General features: G+C 71.3%; 17 protein-coding genes, 3 pseudogenes and 1 riboswitch. Of the genes and pseudogenes, 15 read left to right on the top strand and 5 right to left on the bottom strand.

Annotation, left to right across the window (positions count from 1 at the left end; all coding sequences use genetic code 11):
- Positions 1-151 precede the first annotated feature (151 nt).
- Positions 152-265: riboswitch (SAM riboswitch) on the top strand.
- 35 nt (positions 266-300) lie between these two features.
- The 7 genes and pseudogenes from ABZ642_RS06875 (at position 301) to ssuE (ending at position 6,985) form a co-directional block, all read left to right on the top strand.
- A complete protein-coding gene (locus ABZ642_RS06875) occupies positions 301-417 on the top strand; it encodes a putative leader peptide (RefSeq protein ID WP_360478296.1) in 117 nt (38 codons plus the stop codon).
- A gap of 221 nt (positions 418-638) precedes the next feature.
- Positions 639-2,258, top strand: coding sequence for an ABC transporter substrate-binding protein (locus ABZ642_RS06880; RefSeq protein ID WP_360478299.1), 1,620 nt, complete (start codon positions 639-641; stop codon positions 2,256-2,258).
- A 3-nt stretch (positions 2,259-2,261) separates the two neighbouring features.
- Positions 2,262-3,221, top strand: a complete 960-nt coding sequence (locus ABZ642_RS06885) for an ABC transporter permease (RefSeq protein WP_360478302.1) — start codon at positions 2,262-2,264, stop codon at positions 3,219-3,221.
- Positions 3,218-4,141 carry an ABC transporter permease gene (locus tag ABZ642_RS06890; protein WP_360478305.1) on the top strand — a complete coding sequence of 308 codons (924 nt, stop codon included), beginning with the start codon at positions 3,218-3,220 and terminating at the stop codon, positions 4,139-4,141. The genes ABZ642_RS06885 and ABZ642_RS06890 overlap by 4 nt, the downstream gene beginning before the upstream one ends.
- On the top strand, positions 4,138-5,838 hold the full coding sequence (locus ABZ642_RS06895; protein WP_360478308.1) for an ABC transporter ATP-binding protein: 1,701 nt from the start codon (positions 4,138-4,140) through the stop codon (positions 5,836-5,838). The genes ABZ642_RS06890 and ABZ642_RS06895 overlap by 4 nt, the downstream gene beginning before the upstream one ends.
- Before the next feature lie 13 nt (positions 5,839-5,851).
- Positions 5,852-6,238: pseudogene (locus tag ABZ642_RS06900) on the top strand (LLM class flavin-dependent oxidoreductase); the annotation flags it as partial.
- 189 nt (positions 6,239-6,427) lie between these two features.
- Positions 6,428-6,985 (top strand): NADPH-dependent FMN reductase, encoded by a 558-nt coding sequence (gene ssuE / locus ABZ642_RS06905; RefSeq protein ID WP_360478905.1) that lies wholly within the window; start codon positions 6,428-6,430, stop codon positions 6,983-6,985.
- A gap of 165 nt (positions 6,986-7,150) precedes the next feature.
- Here the strand turns inward: ssuE and ABZ642_RS06910 are convergent.
- Positions 7,151-7,369 (bottom strand): annotated as a pseudogene (locus ABZ642_RS06910) (alkene reductase); the annotation flags it as partial.
- A 204-nt stretch (positions 7,370-7,573) separates the two neighbouring features.
- Here ABZ642_RS06910 and ABZ642_RS06915 point away from each other — a divergent pair.
- Genes ABZ642_RS06915 through ABZ642_RS06925 form a run of 3 tightly spaced genes read left to right on the top strand, consistent with a single transcriptional unit; the run spans position 7,574 to position 9,427 of the window.
- The gene (locus ABZ642_RS06915) at positions 7,574-8,221 is read left to right on the top strand and encodes a HemK2/MTQ2 family protein methyltransferase (protein WP_360478908.1); all 648 of its coding nucleotides are present in this window, start codon (positions 7,574-7,576) and stop codon (positions 8,219-8,221) included.
- A complete protein-coding gene (locus ABZ642_RS06920; protein WP_360478311.1) occupies positions 8,202-8,414 on the top strand; it encodes a CDGSH iron-sulfur domain-containing protein in 213 nt (70 codons plus the stop codon). Before ABZ642_RS06915 ends, ABZ642_RS06920 begins: the two co-directional genes overlap by 20 nt.
- The gene (locus tag ABZ642_RS06925) at positions 8,411-9,427 is read left to right on the top strand and encodes an iron-containing redox enzyme family protein (RefSeq protein WP_360478314.1); all 1,017 of its coding nucleotides are present in this window, start codon (positions 8,411-8,413) and stop codon (positions 9,425-9,427) included. Before ABZ642_RS06920 ends, ABZ642_RS06925 begins: the two co-directional genes overlap by 4 nt.
- 197 nt (positions 9,428-9,624) lie before the next feature.
- Here the strand turns inward: ABZ642_RS06925 and ABZ642_RS06930 are convergent, their stop codons facing one another.
- Both ABZ642_RS06930 and ABZ642_RS06935 read right to left on the bottom strand, forming a co-directional pair.
- A complete protein-coding gene (locus ABZ642_RS06930; protein ID WP_360478316.1) occupies positions 9,625-10,344 on the bottom strand; it encodes an alpha/beta hydrolase in 720 nt (239 codons plus the stop codon).
- Positions 10,345-10,364: 20 nt separating this feature from the next.
- Positions 10,365-11,336 (bottom strand): alpha/beta hydrolase, encoded by a 972-nt coding sequence (locus ABZ642_RS06935; RefSeq protein ID WP_360478319.1) that lies wholly within the window; start codon positions 11,334-11,336, stop codon positions 10,365-10,367.
- Between the two features lie 160 nt (positions 11,337-11,496).
- On the opposite strand from ABZ642_RS06935, the pseudogene ABZ642_RS06940 reads away from it, so the two are divergent.
- Together ABZ642_RS06940 and ABZ642_RS06945 are read left to right on the top strand one after the other, a co-directional pair.
- Positions 11,497-11,589, top strand: a pseudogene (locus tag ABZ642_RS06940) (oxidoreductase); the annotation flags it as partial.
- A gap of 155 nt (positions 11,590-11,744) precedes the next feature.
- Positions 11,745-12,146, top strand: a complete 402-nt coding sequence (locus ABZ642_RS06945; RefSeq protein ID WP_360478322.1) for a PPOX class F420-dependent oxidoreductase — start codon at positions 11,745-11,747, stop codon at positions 12,144-12,146.
- Between the two features lie 137 nt (positions 12,147-12,283).
- Here ABZ642_RS06945 and ABZ642_RS06950 read toward each other — a convergent pair whose 3' ends face one another.
- Positions 12,284-12,643 carry a nuclear transport factor 2 family protein gene (locus ABZ642_RS06950; RefSeq protein WP_360478325.1) on the bottom strand — a complete coding sequence of 120 codons (360 nt, stop codon included), beginning with the start codon at positions 12,641-12,643 and terminating at the stop codon, positions 12,284-12,286.
- Positions 12,644-12,880: 237 nt separating this feature from the next.
- Between ABZ642_RS06950 and ABZ642_RS06955 the strand changes: the two genes are divergently transcribed.
- Positions 12,881-13,399 carry a helix-turn-helix domain-containing protein gene (locus ABZ642_RS06955; protein ID WP_360478328.1) on the top strand — a complete coding sequence of 173 codons (519 nt, stop codon included), beginning with the start codon at positions 12,881-12,883 and terminating at the stop codon, positions 13,397-13,399.
- Positions 13,400-13,788: 389 nt separating this feature from the next.
- Here ABZ642_RS06955 and ABZ642_RS06960 read toward each other — a convergent pair whose 3' ends face one another.
- Entirely contained in the window at positions 13,789-15,237 is a 1,449-nt protein-coding gene (locus ABZ642_RS06960; protein ID WP_360478331.1) for an aldehyde dehydrogenase, read from the bottom strand.
- A gap of 187 nt (positions 15,238-15,424) precedes the next feature.
- Between ABZ642_RS06960 and ABZ642_RS06965 the strand changes: the two genes are divergently transcribed.
- Complete coding sequence (locus tag ABZ642_RS06965; protein WP_360478911.1) at positions 15,425-15,913, top strand: TetR family transcriptional regulator; 489 nt, start codon at positions 15,425-15,427, stop codon at positions 15,911-15,913.
- A gap of 69 nt (positions 15,914-15,982) precedes the next feature.
- Entirely contained in the window at positions 15,983-16,807 is an 825-nt protein-coding gene (locus ABZ642_RS06970) for a maleylpyruvate isomerase family mycothiol-dependent enzyme (RefSeq protein WP_360478334.1), read from the top strand.
- Positions 16,808-16,855 lie beyond the last annotated feature (48 nt).

Here is a 16,855-nt window from a genome sequence, read left to right on the forward strand (position 1 = left end):
GCCTGACCTGCGGTCTCCATGGCCGGATCAAAGCACACGACACAAGGTGCGTCCACCACGCGTCCCGGCACTTGAGATGGTCGCATCCGCTCGAACGGGACATCGGTCGCGGCATTGACGTACGACAAAATCGATCCGTACGATCGCCAACGGCATTGAGTGTCAGCGTCAAGCCCTGGCTCGCTGACCGGCAACCCTCCCACGCGGTGGGGTGCTCCAGGTGAAAGCCCGGCGGGTTCACCGATGACTCCCGCAAGCGCGTGGCCCCGTGACGGGGGCCGGAGACGAGGAGGGACCGGCATGCGACACAGCGATGACCCGGCCGCCTCCCCCGCCGACGCCACGGCGTACTCCCGGCTCTCACGCCGGCGCCACATCGATCTGAAGCGCTCGACCAGCTGCCTCTGTCGGGTCTGACCAGGCCCGCCTGCCGCCGGTGACCTCTGTCACCGGCTACGGCCTCTTCGTGCCGCCCTTCCCCTCGCCACCGGTCCCCGGTGTCGTCCACCTGCCCTGCGTTCGCCCTCCGTCTGCACAGCGCCTCCCCCGGCCGGGGCCGCACGCCCCTGCACGGCCGTGCCTCGCGCCCCGACACCCGGCACCCCGTGCCGGGTGACACGAGTAGGAGAAAGCCCTCCGTGACTGCACTTCCGGATTTCAGACCCTCCCGATGGGCGCCCCTGGCCGCGCTCCTGACCACCAGCGTCCTGCTGACCGCGTGCGGTTCGGGCGACGACGGCTCCGGCGGCGGAAGCGGCCCGGCGAAGAACGGCGGAACCCTGACCTTCGCGGTGGGATCCGACGCCGGCTGCGTGGATCCGCAGCAGGTCGGCAGCAACGACACCATCTACTCGGTGCGCCAGATCGTGGACTCCCTGACCGACCAGGACCCGAAGACCGGCAAGATCGTGCCGTGGCTCGCCAAGAGCTGGGACATCAGCACCGACGCGACGACGTTCACGTTCCACCTGCGGTCGGGGGTCACCTTCAGCGACGGCTCCAAGTTGACCGCCCAGGTGGTCAAGGACAACTTCGACGCGGTACCCAAGCTCGGCGCCCTGGGCACCCTCGCCGAGGGCTATCTGAGCGGCGTCAAGAGCACCGCCGTGGTCGACCCGCTCACCGTCAAGGTGTCCTTCAAGCAGCCCAACGCGCAGTTCCTGCAAGCGACTTCGACTCACTCGCTGGGTATCGAGTCGTCGGCGAGCGTGCGGAAGTCCCCGCAGCAGAAGTGCAGTGACGGCGTGGTCGGCTCGGGGCCGTTCGAGCTGAAGCAGTACGTGCAGAACCAGTCGGTCACCCTGGCCAGGCGGACCGGGTACGACTGGGGTTCCTCGCTGTGGTCGAAGAAGGGCGAGGCCTACCTGGACAAGCTGGTGTTCAAGGTCGTGCCCGAGGCGGGAGTGCGGGCCGGCAGTCTCCAGTCCGGGCAGGTGGACGTGATCAGCAGCGTCGGCAAGGCGAACGAGGCGGCGCTCAAGGGCGGCCAGGTCGCCCTGCAGAGCCGGGCCAACCCCGGCGTGGTGTTCGGTCTCGGACTCAACAACTCGCGGCCCCTGCTGAAGGACACGAAGGTGCGCCAGGCGATCCTGGCCGCCGTCGACCGGAAGCAGATCGCCGACACCGTCTTCCCGACCGGCACCCAGCCGGCGACCAGCATCCTGGCGCACACCACGCCCGACTACACGGATCTCTCCTCGGACCTGTCCTTCGACGCGGCCAAGGCCAAGTCCCTGCTGGATCAGGCCGGTTGGAAGGCCGACGGCGACGACGTCCGCACCAAGGGCGGCAAGAAGCTGAGCCTGACCATCACCTGGTTCCCCAACTCCGCCACCAACCAGCCGGCGCTGGAGCTGGTTCAGCAGCAGCTCAAGGCCGTCGGGATCGACGTGGTGCTCAAGCAGCTGCCGGTCACCCAGTTCGCCACCACTCTCCAGTCAGGTGACTTCGACGTGGTGTGGGGGAACGTGACCCGCGCCGACCCCGACATCCTGCGCGGCTCCTTCTCCTCCCAGCTGGGCAACTTCTACCACCTGCCCGCCAGTTCACTGGACACGGCGCTGTCCGCGCAGGCCGCGACCACGGACACCGCGAAGCGCAGGCAGCTGGTCACCGAGGCGCAGCAACTGATCGTGCGGAACGCGTACAACGTGCCGGTCGTGGAGCTCCAGACCCAGCTGGGCGTCGCGAACAAGGTGCACGACCTGGAGTTCGACTCCGGGAGCCGCGTCCAGCTGCACGACACCTGGATCGGGTAGCGGATGCGGCGCTATGTGATCAAACGGCTGGCGCAGGCGGTCGGGGTGCTGTGGGCGGCGTACACGGTGTCGTTCCTGGTGCTGGACTTCCTGCCCGGCGACCCGGTCTCCGCGATAGCCGGGGCAGGAATGGACTCGGGGGAGGTCGACCCGGCCCAACTCGCCAAACTGCGGCACGAGTACGGCTTCGACAAGCCCGTGCTGGTGCAGTACGCGGAGTATCTGGGCCGGGCGGTGCGCGGGGACTTCGGCGACGCGGTCTCCACCGGCCGCCCGGTGACCGCCACGCTGGCCGACGCGCTGCCGCAGACGCTCCAGCTGACCGGTGCCGCGCTGCTGCTGGCGGTGGTGCTCGGCGGCGGCCTCGCGGTGGTGGCGACGTACACCTCGCAGCGGTGGCTGCGGCAACTGCTGCTGTCGCTGCCCCCGTTGGGGGTGTCGGTCCCGACGTTCTGGGTCGGTCTGCTGCTGGTCGAGGCGTTCTCGTTCCGGCTGCACTGGTTCCCGGCGTTCGGCAACGACGGGCTGCGCGGCCTGGTGCTGCCGGCCCTGACGCTGGCGATCCCGACCGGCGCGCAGGTCGCCCAGGTGCTGGCCAAGAGCCTGCTGACGGCGCTGGACCAGGCCTACGTGGAGACCGCGCGGGCCAAGGGCGCCGGCCGGTGGCGGGTGCATCTGCGGCACGCGCTGCGCAACGCCTCGCTGCCCGCGCTGACGGTCGTGGGCCTGCTGGTCGGGCAGCTGATCGCCGGTTCGGTGGTGGTCGAGACGGTGTTCTCCCGCGACGGTCTGGGCCGGGTGACCGCCGGGGCGGTGACCACCCAGGACATCCCGCTGGTCCAGGGGGTGGTGGTGTTCGGCGCGCTGATCTTCGTGGCCACGAACCTGCTCGTCGACCTCGTCTATCCGCTGCTGGACCCGCGGATCGTGGTGGCCTCGGACAGAAGGGCGAGCTTCGCATGAGTCAGAGCCTTGTCGACGACCAGGCCGAGGCCGCCCTCGGCCTCGCCCGGCCGGTCGAGACGGGACCCCCCGCGGCACCCGGACGGCCCGCCGACATCCGCCGGGTGCTCCGCTTCCTGCTGCGCCGCCCCGGTCTGCTGGTGTCCGCCGTCGTTCTCGTACTGGTGGTGCTGGCCGCCTTCTGGCCGGATCTGTTCACCTCGCAGGACCCGCTGAAGGGGGTGCCGTCCCAGAACTTCCGCGGTCCGAGCGGCAGTCACTGGTTCGGCACGGACGAACTGGGCCGCGACGTCTTCTCGCGCGTGGTGCACGGCGCCCAGCTCTCCCTGAAGGCCACGCTGATCGCGGTCCTGGTCGCGTTCGTGGTCGGTGGTCTGCTCGGTGTGGTCGCCGGCTTCGTGGGCCGCTGGGTGGACGACGTGCTGATGCGCTTCGTCGACGTCCTCCTCTCCATCCCCGCGCTGTTCCTGTCGCTGGCGCTGGTGACCGCGCTCGGGTACGGGACGGTGAAGGTGGCGGTCGCGGTCGGCATCGCCAGCGTCGCCTCCTTCGCCCGGGTGGCGCGGGCCGAGGTGCTGCGGGTGCGGCAGGCGGTGTACGTCGAGGCGTCCCGGTCCTGCGGGACCCGCTGGTACTCGGTCCTAGGCCGGCACGTGCTGCCCAACGCCGCGGGGCCGGTGATCGTCCTGGCCACCCTGGACTTCGGCTCCTCGATCCTGGCCGTGTCGGCGCTGAGCTTCCTCGGCTACGGCGCGCCGCCGCCCGCCCCGGAGTGGGGGACGTTGATCTCCGACGGCCGCAACTACCTGGCCAACGCCTGGTGGCTGACCGCACTGCCCGGGCTGGCGATCGCCGCGACCGTCCTGGCCACCAACCGCATCGCCAGGGCGCTGGACGGCGAATGGGCGCGGCAGCGATGACCGACGACGCACATGAGCACGGTGACGCACGCGAGAACGGTGAGAACGTGACCACACCACTCCTGGAGATCCGCGGCCTGTCCGTGTCCTACCGCACCCGGGGCGGCACGGTCTCGGCCGTACGGGGCGTGGACCTCGACGTATGGCCCGGGCAGGTGACCGCCGTGGTCGGCGAGTCCGGCTCCGGCAAGAGCACCACCGCACACGCCGTCACCCGGCTGCTGGCGGCGAACGGCACCATCGACGCGGGCACGGTCCGCTTCGGCCGGCACGATCTGGCGACGCTGTCGGAGGCGGAGCTGCGTACCGTGCGCGGCGCGCAGATCGGCCTAGTCCCGCAGGATCCGACGGTCTCGCTCAACCCGGTCGAGCGGATCGGCGACCAGGTCGCCGAGGTGCTGCGCGTCCACGGCCTGGCGACCCGCCGGGCGGCGGCGGTCGAGGCGGTCGCCGTCCTTGACCGGGCCGGGCTGCCCGACGCGGCCGTCCGGGCCCGGCAGTACCCGCACGAGCTGTCCGGCGGCATGCGGCAGCGGGCCCTGATCGCCGTCGCGATCGCCGCGAAGCCCCGGCTGATCATCGCCGACGAGCCGACCAGCGCGCTGGACGTCACCGTGCAGCGGGTCATCCTCGACCATCTCCAGAGCCTCACCGAGGAGTCTGGCACCGCGATCCTGCTGGTCACCCACGACCTCGGGGTGGCCGCCGACCGGGCCCAGCGTCTCGTGGTCATGTCCCAGGGCAGGGTGGTCGAGGCGGGCGAGACCCGGGCCGTCCTCGCCGACCCACGGCACGAGTACACCCGGCGGCTGCTGGCCGCCGCCCCGAGCCTGACCACGGCCCGCCCCCGTACCCCGGTCTCCGTCGCCCCGGCCGACCCGGCGGTTCCCCTGGTCGAGGCACGCAACCTGGTCAAGGAGTTCAGGCTGCCGCGCGCCGACGGCGAGTCCCGGACCCTGCGCGCGGTCGACGACGTCAGCCTCACCCTGCGGCGCGGGCAGACCCTCGCCCTGGTCGGGGAGTCGGGCTCGGGCAAGTCCACCACGGCCCGGCTGGTGCTGCGCCTGGCCGAGGCGACCTCCGGGCAGGTGCTGTTCGACGGGACCGACGTCACCACCGCCAAGGGCGCCGAGGTCAGGCAGCTGCGCCGGCGCGCCCAGCTCGTCTACCAGAACCCGTACGCCTCGCTCGACCCGCGATTCTCCATCGGCGAGGTGATCACCGAGCCGCTGCGGGCGTTCAAGGTCGGCGACCGCGCCGCCCGGCTCGACCGCGCCCGGGAACTCCTCGACCGGGTCGCACTGCCCGCCGCGACCCTGGAGCGCCGCCCGGCGGAGCTGTCGGGCGGACAGCGCCAGCGGGTGGCCATCGCGCGTGCCCTGGCCCTCTCCCCCGACCTGGTGGTGTGCGACGAGCCCGTCTCCGCGCTCGACGTGTCCGTGCAGGCCCAAGTCCTGGACCTGCTGGCCGAGTTGCAGGCGGACACCGGCGTGGCGTACCTGTTCATCTCGCACGACCTGGCCGTCGTACGGCAGATCGCGCACCAGGTCGCCGTCATGCGGGCCGGACGGGTCGTCGAGACGGGTCCGCCGGAGGACCTGTTCTCCGAGCCGCGCCACGCGTACACCCGCGAGCTGCTGGCGGCGATCCCGGGCGGGCGTGTCCCCTCCCCCGCCGCCGAGACCACCACGAGCTGAGGACCGGCGACCCATGAGCACTCCGACCATCACCTCACTGGCCTTCCTGACACCCGGCAACTTCGCTGACGACGACCCCTACCCCGGCCTGGAGGAGACCCTCCGGCTGTTCGAGTACGGCGAGCGGCTCGGCTACGACGGCGCCTGGATCCGGCAGCGCCACCTCGAACACGGCGTCGGCTCGGCGGCCGTCTTCCTCGCGGCGGCCGGGCAGCGGACCGAACGGATCGAACTCGGTACCGCGGTCATCCCGATCGGCTACGAGAGCCCCTTCCGGCTCGCCGAGGACCTGGCGCTGGCCGACGTCCTGTCCCGGGGCCGGCTCCAGATCGGTTTCAGCACCGGCATGCCGAGGACCTCGTGGCGCGCCGGTTCCTGCCGGCCGAGGACGTGGAACGAGCGGTGGCGGCGGCCGACTGTTCGTCCCCGCGGCACCGCTTCGAACTGCCGTGAGCAGCGCCGCCCCGGTCACCGGGAACCTGCTCACGGACCGCGACGCGCCGGCCCCCGCGGCCGAGACCGGGCCCCGCCCCGCGGTGGCCGTCGTGACGTCCTGAACGACTCCCCACCCCGACTTGGAAGGCTCACCATGGCCACTGTCCTGTCCGTCTCCGGAAGCCCGTCCGCCACCTCACGCACCGCGCGTCTGCTGCGTCACCTGGACCGCCGTCTGGCCGCGCAGGGCCATGAGGTGATCGCTCTCGACGTGCGCAACCTGCCTCCGGAAGCCCTGCTGGGTGCGGACTTCGCGCATCCGGCCGTCGCCGAGGCCACCGCGTTGTTCGAGCGGGCCGAGGGCGTGGTGATCGGCACGCCGATCTACAAGGCGGCCTACTCGGGTCTCCTCAAGGCACTGCTCGACCTCCTCCCGCAGTACGCGCTGGCCGGCAAGACCGTGCTGCCGCTGGCGACCGGTGGCAGCACGGCGCACGTCCTGGCCATCGACTACGCCCTGCGCCCGGTGCTCAGCTCGATGGGTGCCGCGCACGTCGTCCCCGGCTGGTTCACGCTCGACAAGGACATCACGACCGACGCCGACGGCCGGCTGACCGTGGCCCCCGGGTCGGCCGAGGCGCTGGCGGAGGTCACGGACCGCTTCTCGGCGGCGCTGCGCGGCCGGACCCCTCACCTGGCAGCCACGGGCTGAGCATCGCCGGAACCGTCCGCTCGCTCCTGGTCCTTCCAGCAGTGGGCACTGGCCGATGCCTTCGAGACGCTGATACACGCCTCAGGAGCGACGCCGGCACGGCCGCAGTCATCGCGCTTCCCGTCCTTCCCGTTCTTCCCCTCCCTCCTCGTCCTTCGTGTCCGGTCAGGCGGTGTACTGGTAGGCGGAATAGGTGAGATAGCCCGTGTCGCCGCCCTGGTAGTAGGTGGCAGGGTCGGCCGGCGCGAGCGGCAGGCCGGTGCGGAGCCGCTCCACCAGGTCGGGGTTGGCGAGGAAGGCGCGGCCGAAGCTGATCAGGTCCGCGCCCAGGCCGAGCCAGCGGTCGGCGGCAGCCCGGTCGGTCTGCTTGGGGCCCATCGGAAGTGTCCGCTGTGTCGTGTGAGGTCCGTTTCGCCGGGCACTCGGTGCGGTGACGCATTGGTCGGGTGTGCCTTATGAGGCTCGCCCGTGAGGCGCCCTGTCGCATTGAGCCACCCCACGGGTGCGTCCGGTGACTCGCTCGGGGCGCGGCTGCGAGGTACAGGCGTGATCGACACGACGACCCGGAACGACCGCGGAGTCGGCCCGATGCCGGCCCGGTGGAGGGTGTACGCCCCCCAGCACGACACCCTGCTGCTGGCCCAGGCCCTGGGCCGGGAGCACATCGGCGCCGGAGCCGCCGTCCTTGACGTGGGGACCGGTGCCGGGACTCTCGCCCTGGCCGCGGCCCGGCGTGGCGCCCGCGTCACCGCCGTCGACAGGGCCTACCGGGCGGTCCTCGCCACCCGGCTCAACGCCCGGCTGGCCGGCCTGCCCGTCGAAGTCCTCCACGGTGACCTGTTCGGCCCGGTCGTCGGCCGCCGGTTCGACCTCGTCGTGAGCAATCCGCCCTACGTCCCGACGCCCGGGGTTGTCCCCCGCCGCCACCGTGCCGCGGTGGCGTGGGACGCGGGTGTCGACGGACGCCTCCTGCTGGACCGGATCTGCCGCCGCGCGCATACCTCGCTGCGTCCCGGCGGTGCGCTGCTGCTCGTGCACTCCGCCCTGTGCGGCATCGCACCGACCCTGGCCTGCCTGGAGCGGTCAGGACTCGAAGCCCGGGTGACCGACCGACGTCTGGTGCCCTTCGGCCCGGTGCTCCGCTCGCGCGGGGCGTGGCTGCGGGAGCAGGGACTCGTCGACGCCGGCGAGGAGAAGGAAGAGTTGGTGATCATCCGTGCCGAACGGACGCACTGAACAACCGCGCCGCGTCACGTTGACGAGCGACGGGCCGATCCTCGTCGATGGACCGGTCGAAGTAGTGCTGGACGACGGGAGCACCGTGTGCTCGGACCGTTTCACCGTCGCGCTCTGCGTCTGCCGCCGCAGCCGGGCCTACCCCTGGTGCGACACCAGCCATCGTGCCCGGGAGAAGAGGCGGACCGCATGACCAGCACCGCACCGGCCGCACTCGATCGCGCCACCGGCCCCGCGCTGCCACGCAGCAGGGGCGAACTCTCCCGCACCGTACGGCAGTCGCTGACCCGTCCCGCCGGGACGCCGCTGCCACAGCGGGTGACGGCGGCGCACGCGGACCCGTACGGGGACGATCTGCAACTCGCGCTCTACCTCTGCTACGAACTGCACTACCGAGGCTTCACCGGCGTCGACCCCGAGTGGGAGTGGGAGCCTGGCCTGCTGCGGCTGCGGGCGGAGATGGAACACCGCTTCCTGTCCGCGCTCCGCGCCGACGTCGGGCCGCCCAGAAAGGCACAAGAGGCTCTGGCGGAACTTCTCGTGGAACCCGTCGACGGCGACGGTCCCTCCTCGTTCCTCAAGGAGCGGGGGGAGTTGTGGCAGTTCCGCGAGTACGCGGCCCAACGCTCCCTGTATCACCTGAAGGAAGCCGACCCGCACGCCTGGGTCATCCCGCGTCTTACCGGCCGCGCGAAGGCCGCGATGGTCGCGGTCGAGTACGACGAGTTCGGCGCCGGCCGGCCCGAGCGCATCCACGCCCGGCTGTTCGCCGACCTGATGGCCGACCTCGGCCTGGACAGCGCGTACGGACGCTATGTCGACTCGGCCGGCGCCGAGATGCTGACGAACGTCAACCTCATGTCCTTGTTCGGACTCCACCGTGCACTGCGCGGGGCGCTGGTGGGTCACTTCGCGGCCGTGGAGACCACCTCGTCGCCCGGTTCGCGACGCCTCGCCCAGGGCCTCGCGCGAGTCGGCGCGGGCCCCGCGGCCGTGCACTTCTACACCGAGCACGTGGAGGCCGACGCGGTCCACGAGCAGATCGTCCGCCGGGACGTCGTCGGCGGTCTCCTGGAAACCGAGCCCTTCCTCGACGAGGACATCGCCTTCGGCGTCGACGCCACCGAATGGTCCGAGAACCGGCTCGGCAACCACCTCCTCACCGCCTGGCGAAACGGCCGCACCTCACTGCGCACACCGCTGTGACGGACAGCCAAGTTCATGCTCGGCAACCTCGTGCCCTCTTCCTCCACGTCGTCTTCCGGATCGCCGAGGACCACCTCGTCGTACCGCGGGCCATGAAGTTCGCATACGCCAAGCCGATCACGCGGCGCTCCGGACCGAGGTGCGGAGACTGCCGCGCGGACGAAGGGAGTTCGTCCGCGCGGCAGGTGCGCCGCCGGTCAGCTCGTCGCCAGTACCGCGTCGCGGATCAGGTCGGCCACCTTCTTGGGCTGGGAGACGGCGACCGCGTGCGATGCGCCCTCGATCTCCACGACGGTCGCCCCGGCGCGCTTGGCGCCAAACCGTTCGACCTCGGGGTTGATCGCCTTGTCCGCTCCGGACACCAGGGCCCAGGAGGGCTTGGTCCTCCAGGCGGCCGCGGCGGCTGTCTCCTCGAAGGCCGCGGCGGCCAGCGGCCGCTGGGTCACGGCGAGGACCTTGGTGACGTCGGCGGGCACGTCGGCGGCGAAGATCGACGGGAAGGCGTCGGCGGCGATGGTGACCTCGACCGCGGGGTCACCGCCCTCGACGGGGTACGTCCACTGCTTCAGGTTGCTCACCAGCGGGGAGAGCGGGAAGCGGCCCTGCAGCTCGCCGAGGCTCTCGCCTTCCTCCAGGACGTAGGCGGCGACGTAGACGAGTCCGACGACGTTCTCCGTGACACCGGCCACGGTGATGAGGGCGCCTCCGTAGGAGTGGCCGACCAGCACGACGGGGCCGTCGATCTGGGCGGCCACGGAGGCGACGTAGGCGGCGTCGGCGGCGAGGCCGCGCAGCGGGTTGGGCGGGGCGATCACGGGGATGCCATGGGCCTGCAGTTCGGCGATGACGCCGGACCAGCCGGCCGCGTCGGCGAAGGCGCCGTGGACGAGAACGACGGTGGGCGCGTTCGTGGTCATGTCGGGGTGTCTCCTCGGGTTCAGACGGTGTGCAGGGCGGCGCGCAGGGTGCCGGTCGCCAGCGTGATGGCGGCCTCGGCAGCGTGGGTCTCGCGCAGGGCGTCGAGCATCACGAAGTCGTGGATGATGCCCTGGAAACGGACCGCGGTGACCGGAACACCGGCCTCGCGGAGCTTGTTGGCGTATGCCTCGCCCTCGTCGCGCAGCACGTCGGCCTCGCCGGTGATGACCAGGGCCGTCGGGAGACCCGCGAGCTGCTCGGGGGTGGCCCGCAGCGGGGAGGCGGTGATCTGCGCCCGTTCGGCCTCGTCGGTCGTGTACTGGTCCCAGAACCACTGCATGCCGTCGCGGCGCAGGAAGTAGCCCTCCGCGAACTGGTGGTACGAGCCGGTGTCGAAGCTCGCGTCGGTGACCGGGTAGAACAGCACCTGCTGCACCAGCGGAATGCCGCCGCGCTCCTTGGCCATCAGCGTCAGCGCGGCGGCCATGTTGCCGCCCACCGAGTCACCGACGACCGCGATGCGGGCGGCGTCCAGCCCCTTCGTCGCACCCTGCTGAACGACCCACTGGGCGACCGCGAAGTTCTGCTCGATGGCGACGGGGTAGCGGGCCTCGGGCGACAGGTCGTACTCGGGGAAGACCACCGCGGCGTTCGCGCCGACGGCGAGTTCCCGCACCAGGCGGTCGTGGGTGTGGGCGTTGCCGAACACCCAGCCCGCGCCGTGGATGTAGATGATCACCGGGAGGGTGGCCTCGGCGCCGGCCGGCTTGACGACGCGCACGCGAACGCTGCCCGTCGGCCCGCCCGGGACGGTGATCCACTCCTCGTCGACGGTCGGCTTGTCGATCTCGCCGGACTGCACCTCGTCGACGGCCTTGCGCCCTTCCGCCGGGGGCAGGTCGAACAGGTACGGCGGATTGGCGGTCGCCTTCGCGAAAGCGGCTGCCGCGGGTTCCAGCACTGGCTGAACCGGCCCGATGGCATCGGACATGTGAATCTCCTGAAGGGTGAGGGGGACGCCGGCCTCTCCGGCACTAGGACGGCCACGCTAGGGCGGGTGAACACGCGGCAATTGCCCACGAGTGCACCGCTGTTGTCCTCACAGCGCACGGCTGCCTTCGCCCTCTCCCATGAGGGTGTGAGCCGGCCTGGCCGACACGGTGGCCTGGACGGTGACCCGGCCCTCGCACACCAACATCGACCTGCTCGTCGTCCGCCCGCGCGCCCAGGCCGCCCAACGCCGCCCAGGCCGCCCAGGCCGCCCAGGCCGCCCAGCACAAGGTGTGCCTCGCACTCTGAGCGGCGGCCGGTGCGCGGTTCCCGGGGCTGGGCGAGGGCCGGTCCGCACGCGTGGCTACCGTGGGTCCGGCATCCACCGGCCCTATTCCTGGAGACCCCTGTGCCCGTACCCCTCGGCGAGAACGTGGTGGCGATGCTGCGACGCACCAGCACCTGCTACATCGCCACGACGATGCCCGACGGCTCGCCCCAGCTCACCCAGACATGGGTCGACACCGACGGTGAGCACGTCCTGATCAACAGCGTGGAGTCGCATCAGAAGACCCGGAACATCGCGCGCGACCCGCGGGTGGCCATCGCGGTCTCCGACCCCTCGGAACCGTCCTCCTACGTCCAGATCCGCGGCCGTGTGGTGCGGGTGACCACCGAGGGAGCGGCCGAGCACATCGAGGCGCTCGCGCAGAAGTACCTCGGCGGGCCCTACCCGTGGTTCGGCGGCCGCGACCAGGTCCGGGTGATCTACGTGATCCAGCCCGAACGGATCACCAGCCCCCGCGGCTGAGCTGGTGTCACGAGGCCGGGGTCCGAGGCGCGGCGGGGGACCCCGCGCCGCGCGGCCTCACGCCTGGACCGGCTTCGCCTCGGCGTCCGCCGGAGTGCCACAGTCGTAGTGCGGCCCGCCGGACACGGCAACCACCGTCAGGATTCGATGACGAGGTCGTCGATGAGGCCGGCGCGCAGGGTGAAGCGGTAGTGCAGGTCCACCACCCCGCCGGGGAAGTCGCCTTCGAGGTGGTGAGTGGTGACGTAGTGGTCCGCGTCGACCTTCTGTGTACCGGTGAGTTCGATCGTGTAGGTGTACTCGCCGGCGGAACGGTTCAGCCAGGTCTCGATCGCCGTGGCTCCCTGGTGGGTCCTGCGCTCGTCGGTCACGGTGGCGTCCGGATGGAAGGCGCTGAGGGCGGTGGCGGTGTCATGGGTGCGATGGGCGTCCAGGTAGCGGGTGATCACCTCGGGCAGGGCGCCGGGGACGATGTCCTGGGGTTGGTCGGTACGCATGGCGGTTCCTGACGGTGGTGGGGTTCGTACGGTGGGGATGGTGCGGCCGTAGATGACGTGCTCGGCACCGACGAGCGCGCCGGCCTCTCAGGGATTCGCTGATGTCGCTGACGGGGGAGGTCATGGCGAGTTCCGTTCCCGGGTGCGGGCAGGGCAGGGGCACCGCGCCCGCCATTACTGCTAAAATAGAAGCAAGTGACTTCGACTTTAGCAGTAACTCTCCGGGGATGGTCAACCTTGGCAAGCCGTATCAGGGCAGAAGACCTCGAATGCCCGCTGTCCACGACCGTGCAGCACGTCGGCGAATGGTGGACGCTGCTGATCCTCCACGACGCCTTCGACGGCTACACCCGCTTCGATCAGTTCCAGGAGAACCTCGGCATCTCCACGAGCATGCTCACCGCACGCCTGAAAACCCTCGTCGCCGACGGACTGCTGGAGCGCCGCCCATACCAGACCAACCCGGTCCGCCACGAGTACGTCCTGACCACCCTGGGCCGCTCCCTGCGTCCGGTGATCATCACCCTCGCCGCATGGGGCAACTCCCGCCTCACCCCCGAGCAGCGCAGCATGATCCTGGTCGACGCCGACAGCGGCGACGAAGTCGAACCCGTGGTCGTCGACGCCAGGACCGGACGCCGCCTGGACGACAGTCACGCCTACGTGTTCACCGCCGGGCCCGCCGCCGGCCGTGCCATGCGCGCCCGCTACGACCGCACCGCGGGAACCACACCTGACGGAGCGGTCACCTCTTGAGGTCCGTCTCGCAGACAGGCGTCGAGCCGTACCCTTCGAGCGGATCGGTCCGTTGCGGGTGTGCGAGGAGGCCGGATACACAACCCTGACTCTCCGGCGACGAGTTCGGGGCGAACATCGAGCCGTTGCCGCGGCCGGTTCGGCACCCATCGCCCTCGGCACCCGGTCCGGTCGCGACTACGGCCGAAGCCGTCTGCAGCATTCGGGGGCTCGCCGGGCCGTCTCGCCCTGGGCACTCGGCCCCCGCCCTCCCCGCTCCCAGTGCACAACCAGTGCACCCTTGCGCGGGAAATCCCATCAAATCCGGGGAAACCCGGGGAAACTCGGGGAACTCGCGGGAACCGTTGACGAGGCGTCAAAGCTTTTGCCCAGGGCAGCGGCGCCCCAGGTCAGGACCCGGTCGCGGGCAGTGTGACGGTCTTGTGCTCGACGTACTGGGCCAGCCCGACCACCCCGTACTCGCGGCCGATCCCGCTCGCCTTGTAGCCGCCGAACGGGCCGTCGAAGGAGATGGCCGCGCCGTTGACGGTGACCGTGCCGGTCCGCAGCCGGCCGGCGACCTCCAGTGCGTGCGCCTCGTCGGCGGACCACACGCCGCCCGAGAGGCCGTATTCGGAGTCGTTGGCGATCCGTACGGCGTCGTCCTCGTCGTCGTAGGGGATGACCACGAGGACCGGGCCGAAGATCTCCTCCCGGGCGATCCGCATGGAGTTGTCGACGTCGGCGAACACGGTCGGTGTCACGTAGTTGCCGCCCTCCAGCCCCGGCGGGACCCCGGGGCCGCCGGTGACGAGCCGGGCCCCTTCCCTGATGCCGACCTCGATGTAGTCGCGCACGCGCTGCTGCTGGTCGCGCCGGATCATCGGGCCGATGAAGGTGTCGGGATCGGCCGGGTCACCGACCTTGAGCGATTCCACCAGGTCCTTGAGGCCGGTGACGACCTCGTCGTACCGGCCGCGCGGCGCGAGGACGCGGGTCTGGGCGATGCACGACTCGCCGTTGTTGAGCAGCGAGGCGAACTTCAGCCCGCGCACCGCCCGGTCGACGTCGGCGTCCGGCAGGATGATCGCGGCCGACTTGCCGCCCAGTTCCAGGCTGACCCGCTTCAGCTGTTCGCCCGCGATGGCGGCGATCCTGCGCCCGGCCCGGGTCGAGCCGGTGAACGCGACCTTGTCGATGTCGGGGTGCGACACCAGGTGCTCGCTGGTCTCCCGGTCGGCGGGGAGCACGCTGATCACCCCCTCCGGCAGACCGGCCCGCTCCAGCAGTTCGGCGAGGACCCCCATGCTCAGCGAGTTCTCCGGGGACACCTTCAGGACGACCGTGTTGCCGGCCAGCAGCGCCGGGATGATCTTCGCCATGGCCGCCGAGAACGGGGAGTTCCAGGGGATGACGGCGGCGACCACACCGACGGGCTCACGCCGTACGACGGCGCGCACCGCGGAGCCGGACGCCGGCGTCTCCTCCCAGCCGAACCCCTCCGCGGCCGCGAAGTAGGCCTCGGCCTGCCGGGTGAGCCCCGGCTGCCCGGCCCTGGTGAACCAGGCGGCCGAGCCGTTCTCGGCCGAGATGAGGCCGGCGATCTTCTCGGCGTCGGCCTCGCGCAGCGCGTTCAGACGCCGTAGGACGGCGATGCGATCCGCCGGTGCCGTGCGCGACCAGGGGCCCTCGTCGAAGGCGGCCCGGGCGGCGGCCACCGCGCGGTCGATGTCGGCCGGCCGGGCCTGGGCGGCACGGCCGATGACCGCCTGGTCGTGCGGCGACCGGATGTCGAGCAGTCCGGGGTCGCTGGGCGCCTCCCAGGATCCGGCGATGAAGAGACGGTCGTAAGTGATCATTTGCCCTCTCCCGAGGATGTCGAGCGCGATGGCTTCGTTATCTGTCACTTCAATGTAGCACTTACAGATTGGTTGGCCTCACTGATGAGTCAGTAGATGAGTCAGACTCCACACCCCGGGCTATGCTCGGCGCGTGAGAGCAGACGCAGCACGTAACCTGGAAGCGGTTCTGACGACCGGGGCCCGTATGCTCGCCGCCGATCCGGCCGCGAGCATCGCCGCGATCGCCGCCGAGGCCGGCGTCGACCGGCGCACCGTCTACCGGCGGTTCGCGTCCCGCGAGGAGTTGCTGGCGGCCATCTACCAGGCGCGGTACGACGCGGTCGAGCGGGCCGTGGAGAACGCCAGGCTGCGTGCGGCTCCCGTCGCGGTGGCGCTGCACCGGTACGTCGAGGAGATCATCGGCGTCAATCGCAAGTGGCCGGTGGAGCTCGGCCGGCTGCGGGCCGACGACGCGATCCGGGAGCGGCGCGACGCCCTGATCGGGGAGATCGACGACTTCCTGCGGCGCGCCGCCGAAGAGGGGCTGCTGCGCGCGGATCTCCCGTTCTCCTGGGCGAGTTCACTGCTGCCGCAGCTGATGCATCTGGCCTCGCAGGAGTTGTCCGAGCTCAGCGCCGCCCAGGCCGCCGACGTGGTCGTCGACACCTTCCTGCACGGCCTCGGCCCACGGTGATCGCCACGGGTCTTGTGGTGCGCCCGTACGTCTGATTGGGTACCGCCCGGTAGAACGGGAGCAACCGACATGGACCAGGCGGCACGGCAGGACGTCCGAGGGGCGTTGCCCGAAGGGCTCGGGCAGGCGATACGGCAGACCGGCGACGACATCGCGGCGGTGCTGGACGGCGTGGCGGACACGGGTGTCGCCGTACCGGGGTCGCAATGGACGGTCGGCGAGGCGGCGGCCCATCTGGCGCTGGCCAACGAGCTGATGGCCGACCTCGCTCTCGGCACCGAACGCCCTTACGGGGACGGCACACCGCAGAGCCTGGCGGCGGCCAACGCGGAGTCGCTGGCCCTGTTCGGGGAGCGCCGGGCCGGGCCGCTCGCGGCGACGATCACCGAGCAGGCCGCGCGCTGTGTCGACGCGCTGGCCACGACGGCGGACGGTCCCGCGCCGGTCACGCCGCTCGGCCGGATGGACCGGTCCGTCCTCGCCTCCTACCTGCTCACGCACATGCTGGGCCACGGTTACGATCTCGCCCGCGCGCTGCGGCGCCCGCACATGATCGACGCCGAACGGGTGGCGCTGTGCATGCCGTTCATGCTCTCGGTGATGCCGACCGTGGCGGACGCTTCGGCGGTCGCCGGACTGACCGCCCGCTACACGATCCGGCTGCGCGGTGGCGGCGGTGCCTTCGGCGTCACGCTCGCCGACGGCGCCGTCCAGGTGGCTCCGGCACCGCAGGACCGCCCGGACTGCACGATCCTCATCGATCCGGTCGCCTTCCTCCTCATCGCCCTCGGCCGCCGCAACCCGTGGCCGGCGATGGCCCGGGGCCAGATTCTCGCCATCGGCCGCAAGCCCTGGCTGGCCCCCCGCTTCCCCTCCCTCTTCGTCGCCCCCTGACCACCCCCCTCGGCGACCCCGGCCACCGGGCACGCACCGTCCTCTCGG

The organism is Streptomyces sp. NPDC007157 (assembly GCF_040634235.1).
GTDB lineage: Bacteria > Actinomycetota > Actinomycetes > Streptomycetales > Streptomycetaceae > Streptomyces.

Excerpts from the sequence above, each read along its gene's own strand:
- ABZ642_RS06875 (WP_360478296.1), top strand. The coding sequence starts at position 301 with ATGCGACACAGCGATGACCCGGCCGCCTCCCCCGCCGACGCCACGGCG.
- ABZ642_RS06885 (WP_360478302.1), top strand. The coding sequence starts at position 2,262 with ATGCGGCGCTATGTGATCAAACGGCTGGCGCAGGCGGTCGGGGTGCTG.
- ABZ642_RS06890 (WP_360478305.1), top strand. The coding sequence starts at position 3,218 with ATGAGTCAGAGCCTTGTCGACGACCAGGCCGAGGCCGCCCTCGGCCTC.
- ABZ642_RS06895 (WP_360478308.1), top strand. The coding sequence starts at position 4,138 with ATGACCGACGACGCACATGAGCACGGTGACGCACGCGAGAACGGTGAG.
- ssuE (WP_360478905.1), top strand. The coding sequence starts at position 6,428 with ATGGCCACTGTCCTGTCCGTCTCCGGAAGCCCGTCCGCCACCTCACGC.
- ABZ642_RS06915 (WP_360478908.1), top strand. The coding sequence starts at position 7,574 with ATGCCGGCCCGGTGGAGGGTGTACGCCCCCCAGCACGACACCCTGCTG.
- ABZ642_RS06925 (WP_360478314.1), top strand. The coding sequence starts at position 8,411 with ATGACCAGCACCGCACCGGCCGCACTCGATCGCGCCACCGGCCCCGCG.
- ABZ642_RS06930 (WP_360478316.1), bottom strand. The coding sequence starts at position 10,344 with ATGACCACGAACGCGCCCACCGTCGTTCTCGTCCACGGCGCCTTCGCC.
- ABZ642_RS06935 (WP_360478319.1), bottom strand. The coding sequence starts at position 11,336 with ATGTCCGATGCCATCGGGCCGGTTCAGCCAGTGCTGGAACCCGCGGCA.
- ABZ642_RS06950 (WP_360478325.1), bottom strand. The coding sequence starts at position 12,643 with ATGCGTACCGACCAACCCCAGGACATCGTCCCCGGCGCCCTGCCCGAG.
- ABZ642_RS06960 (WP_360478331.1), bottom strand. The coding sequence starts at position 15,237 with ATGATCACTTACGACCGTCTCTTCATCGCCGGATCCTGGGAGGCGCCC.
- ABZ642_RS06965 (WP_360478911.1), top strand. The coding sequence starts at position 15,425 with ATGCTCGCCGCCGATCCGGCCGCGAGCATCGCCGCGATCGCCGCCGAG.
- ABZ642_RS06970 (WP_360478334.1), top strand. The coding sequence starts at position 15,983 with ATGGACCAGGCGGCACGGCAGGACGTCCGAGGGGCGTTGCCCGAAGGG.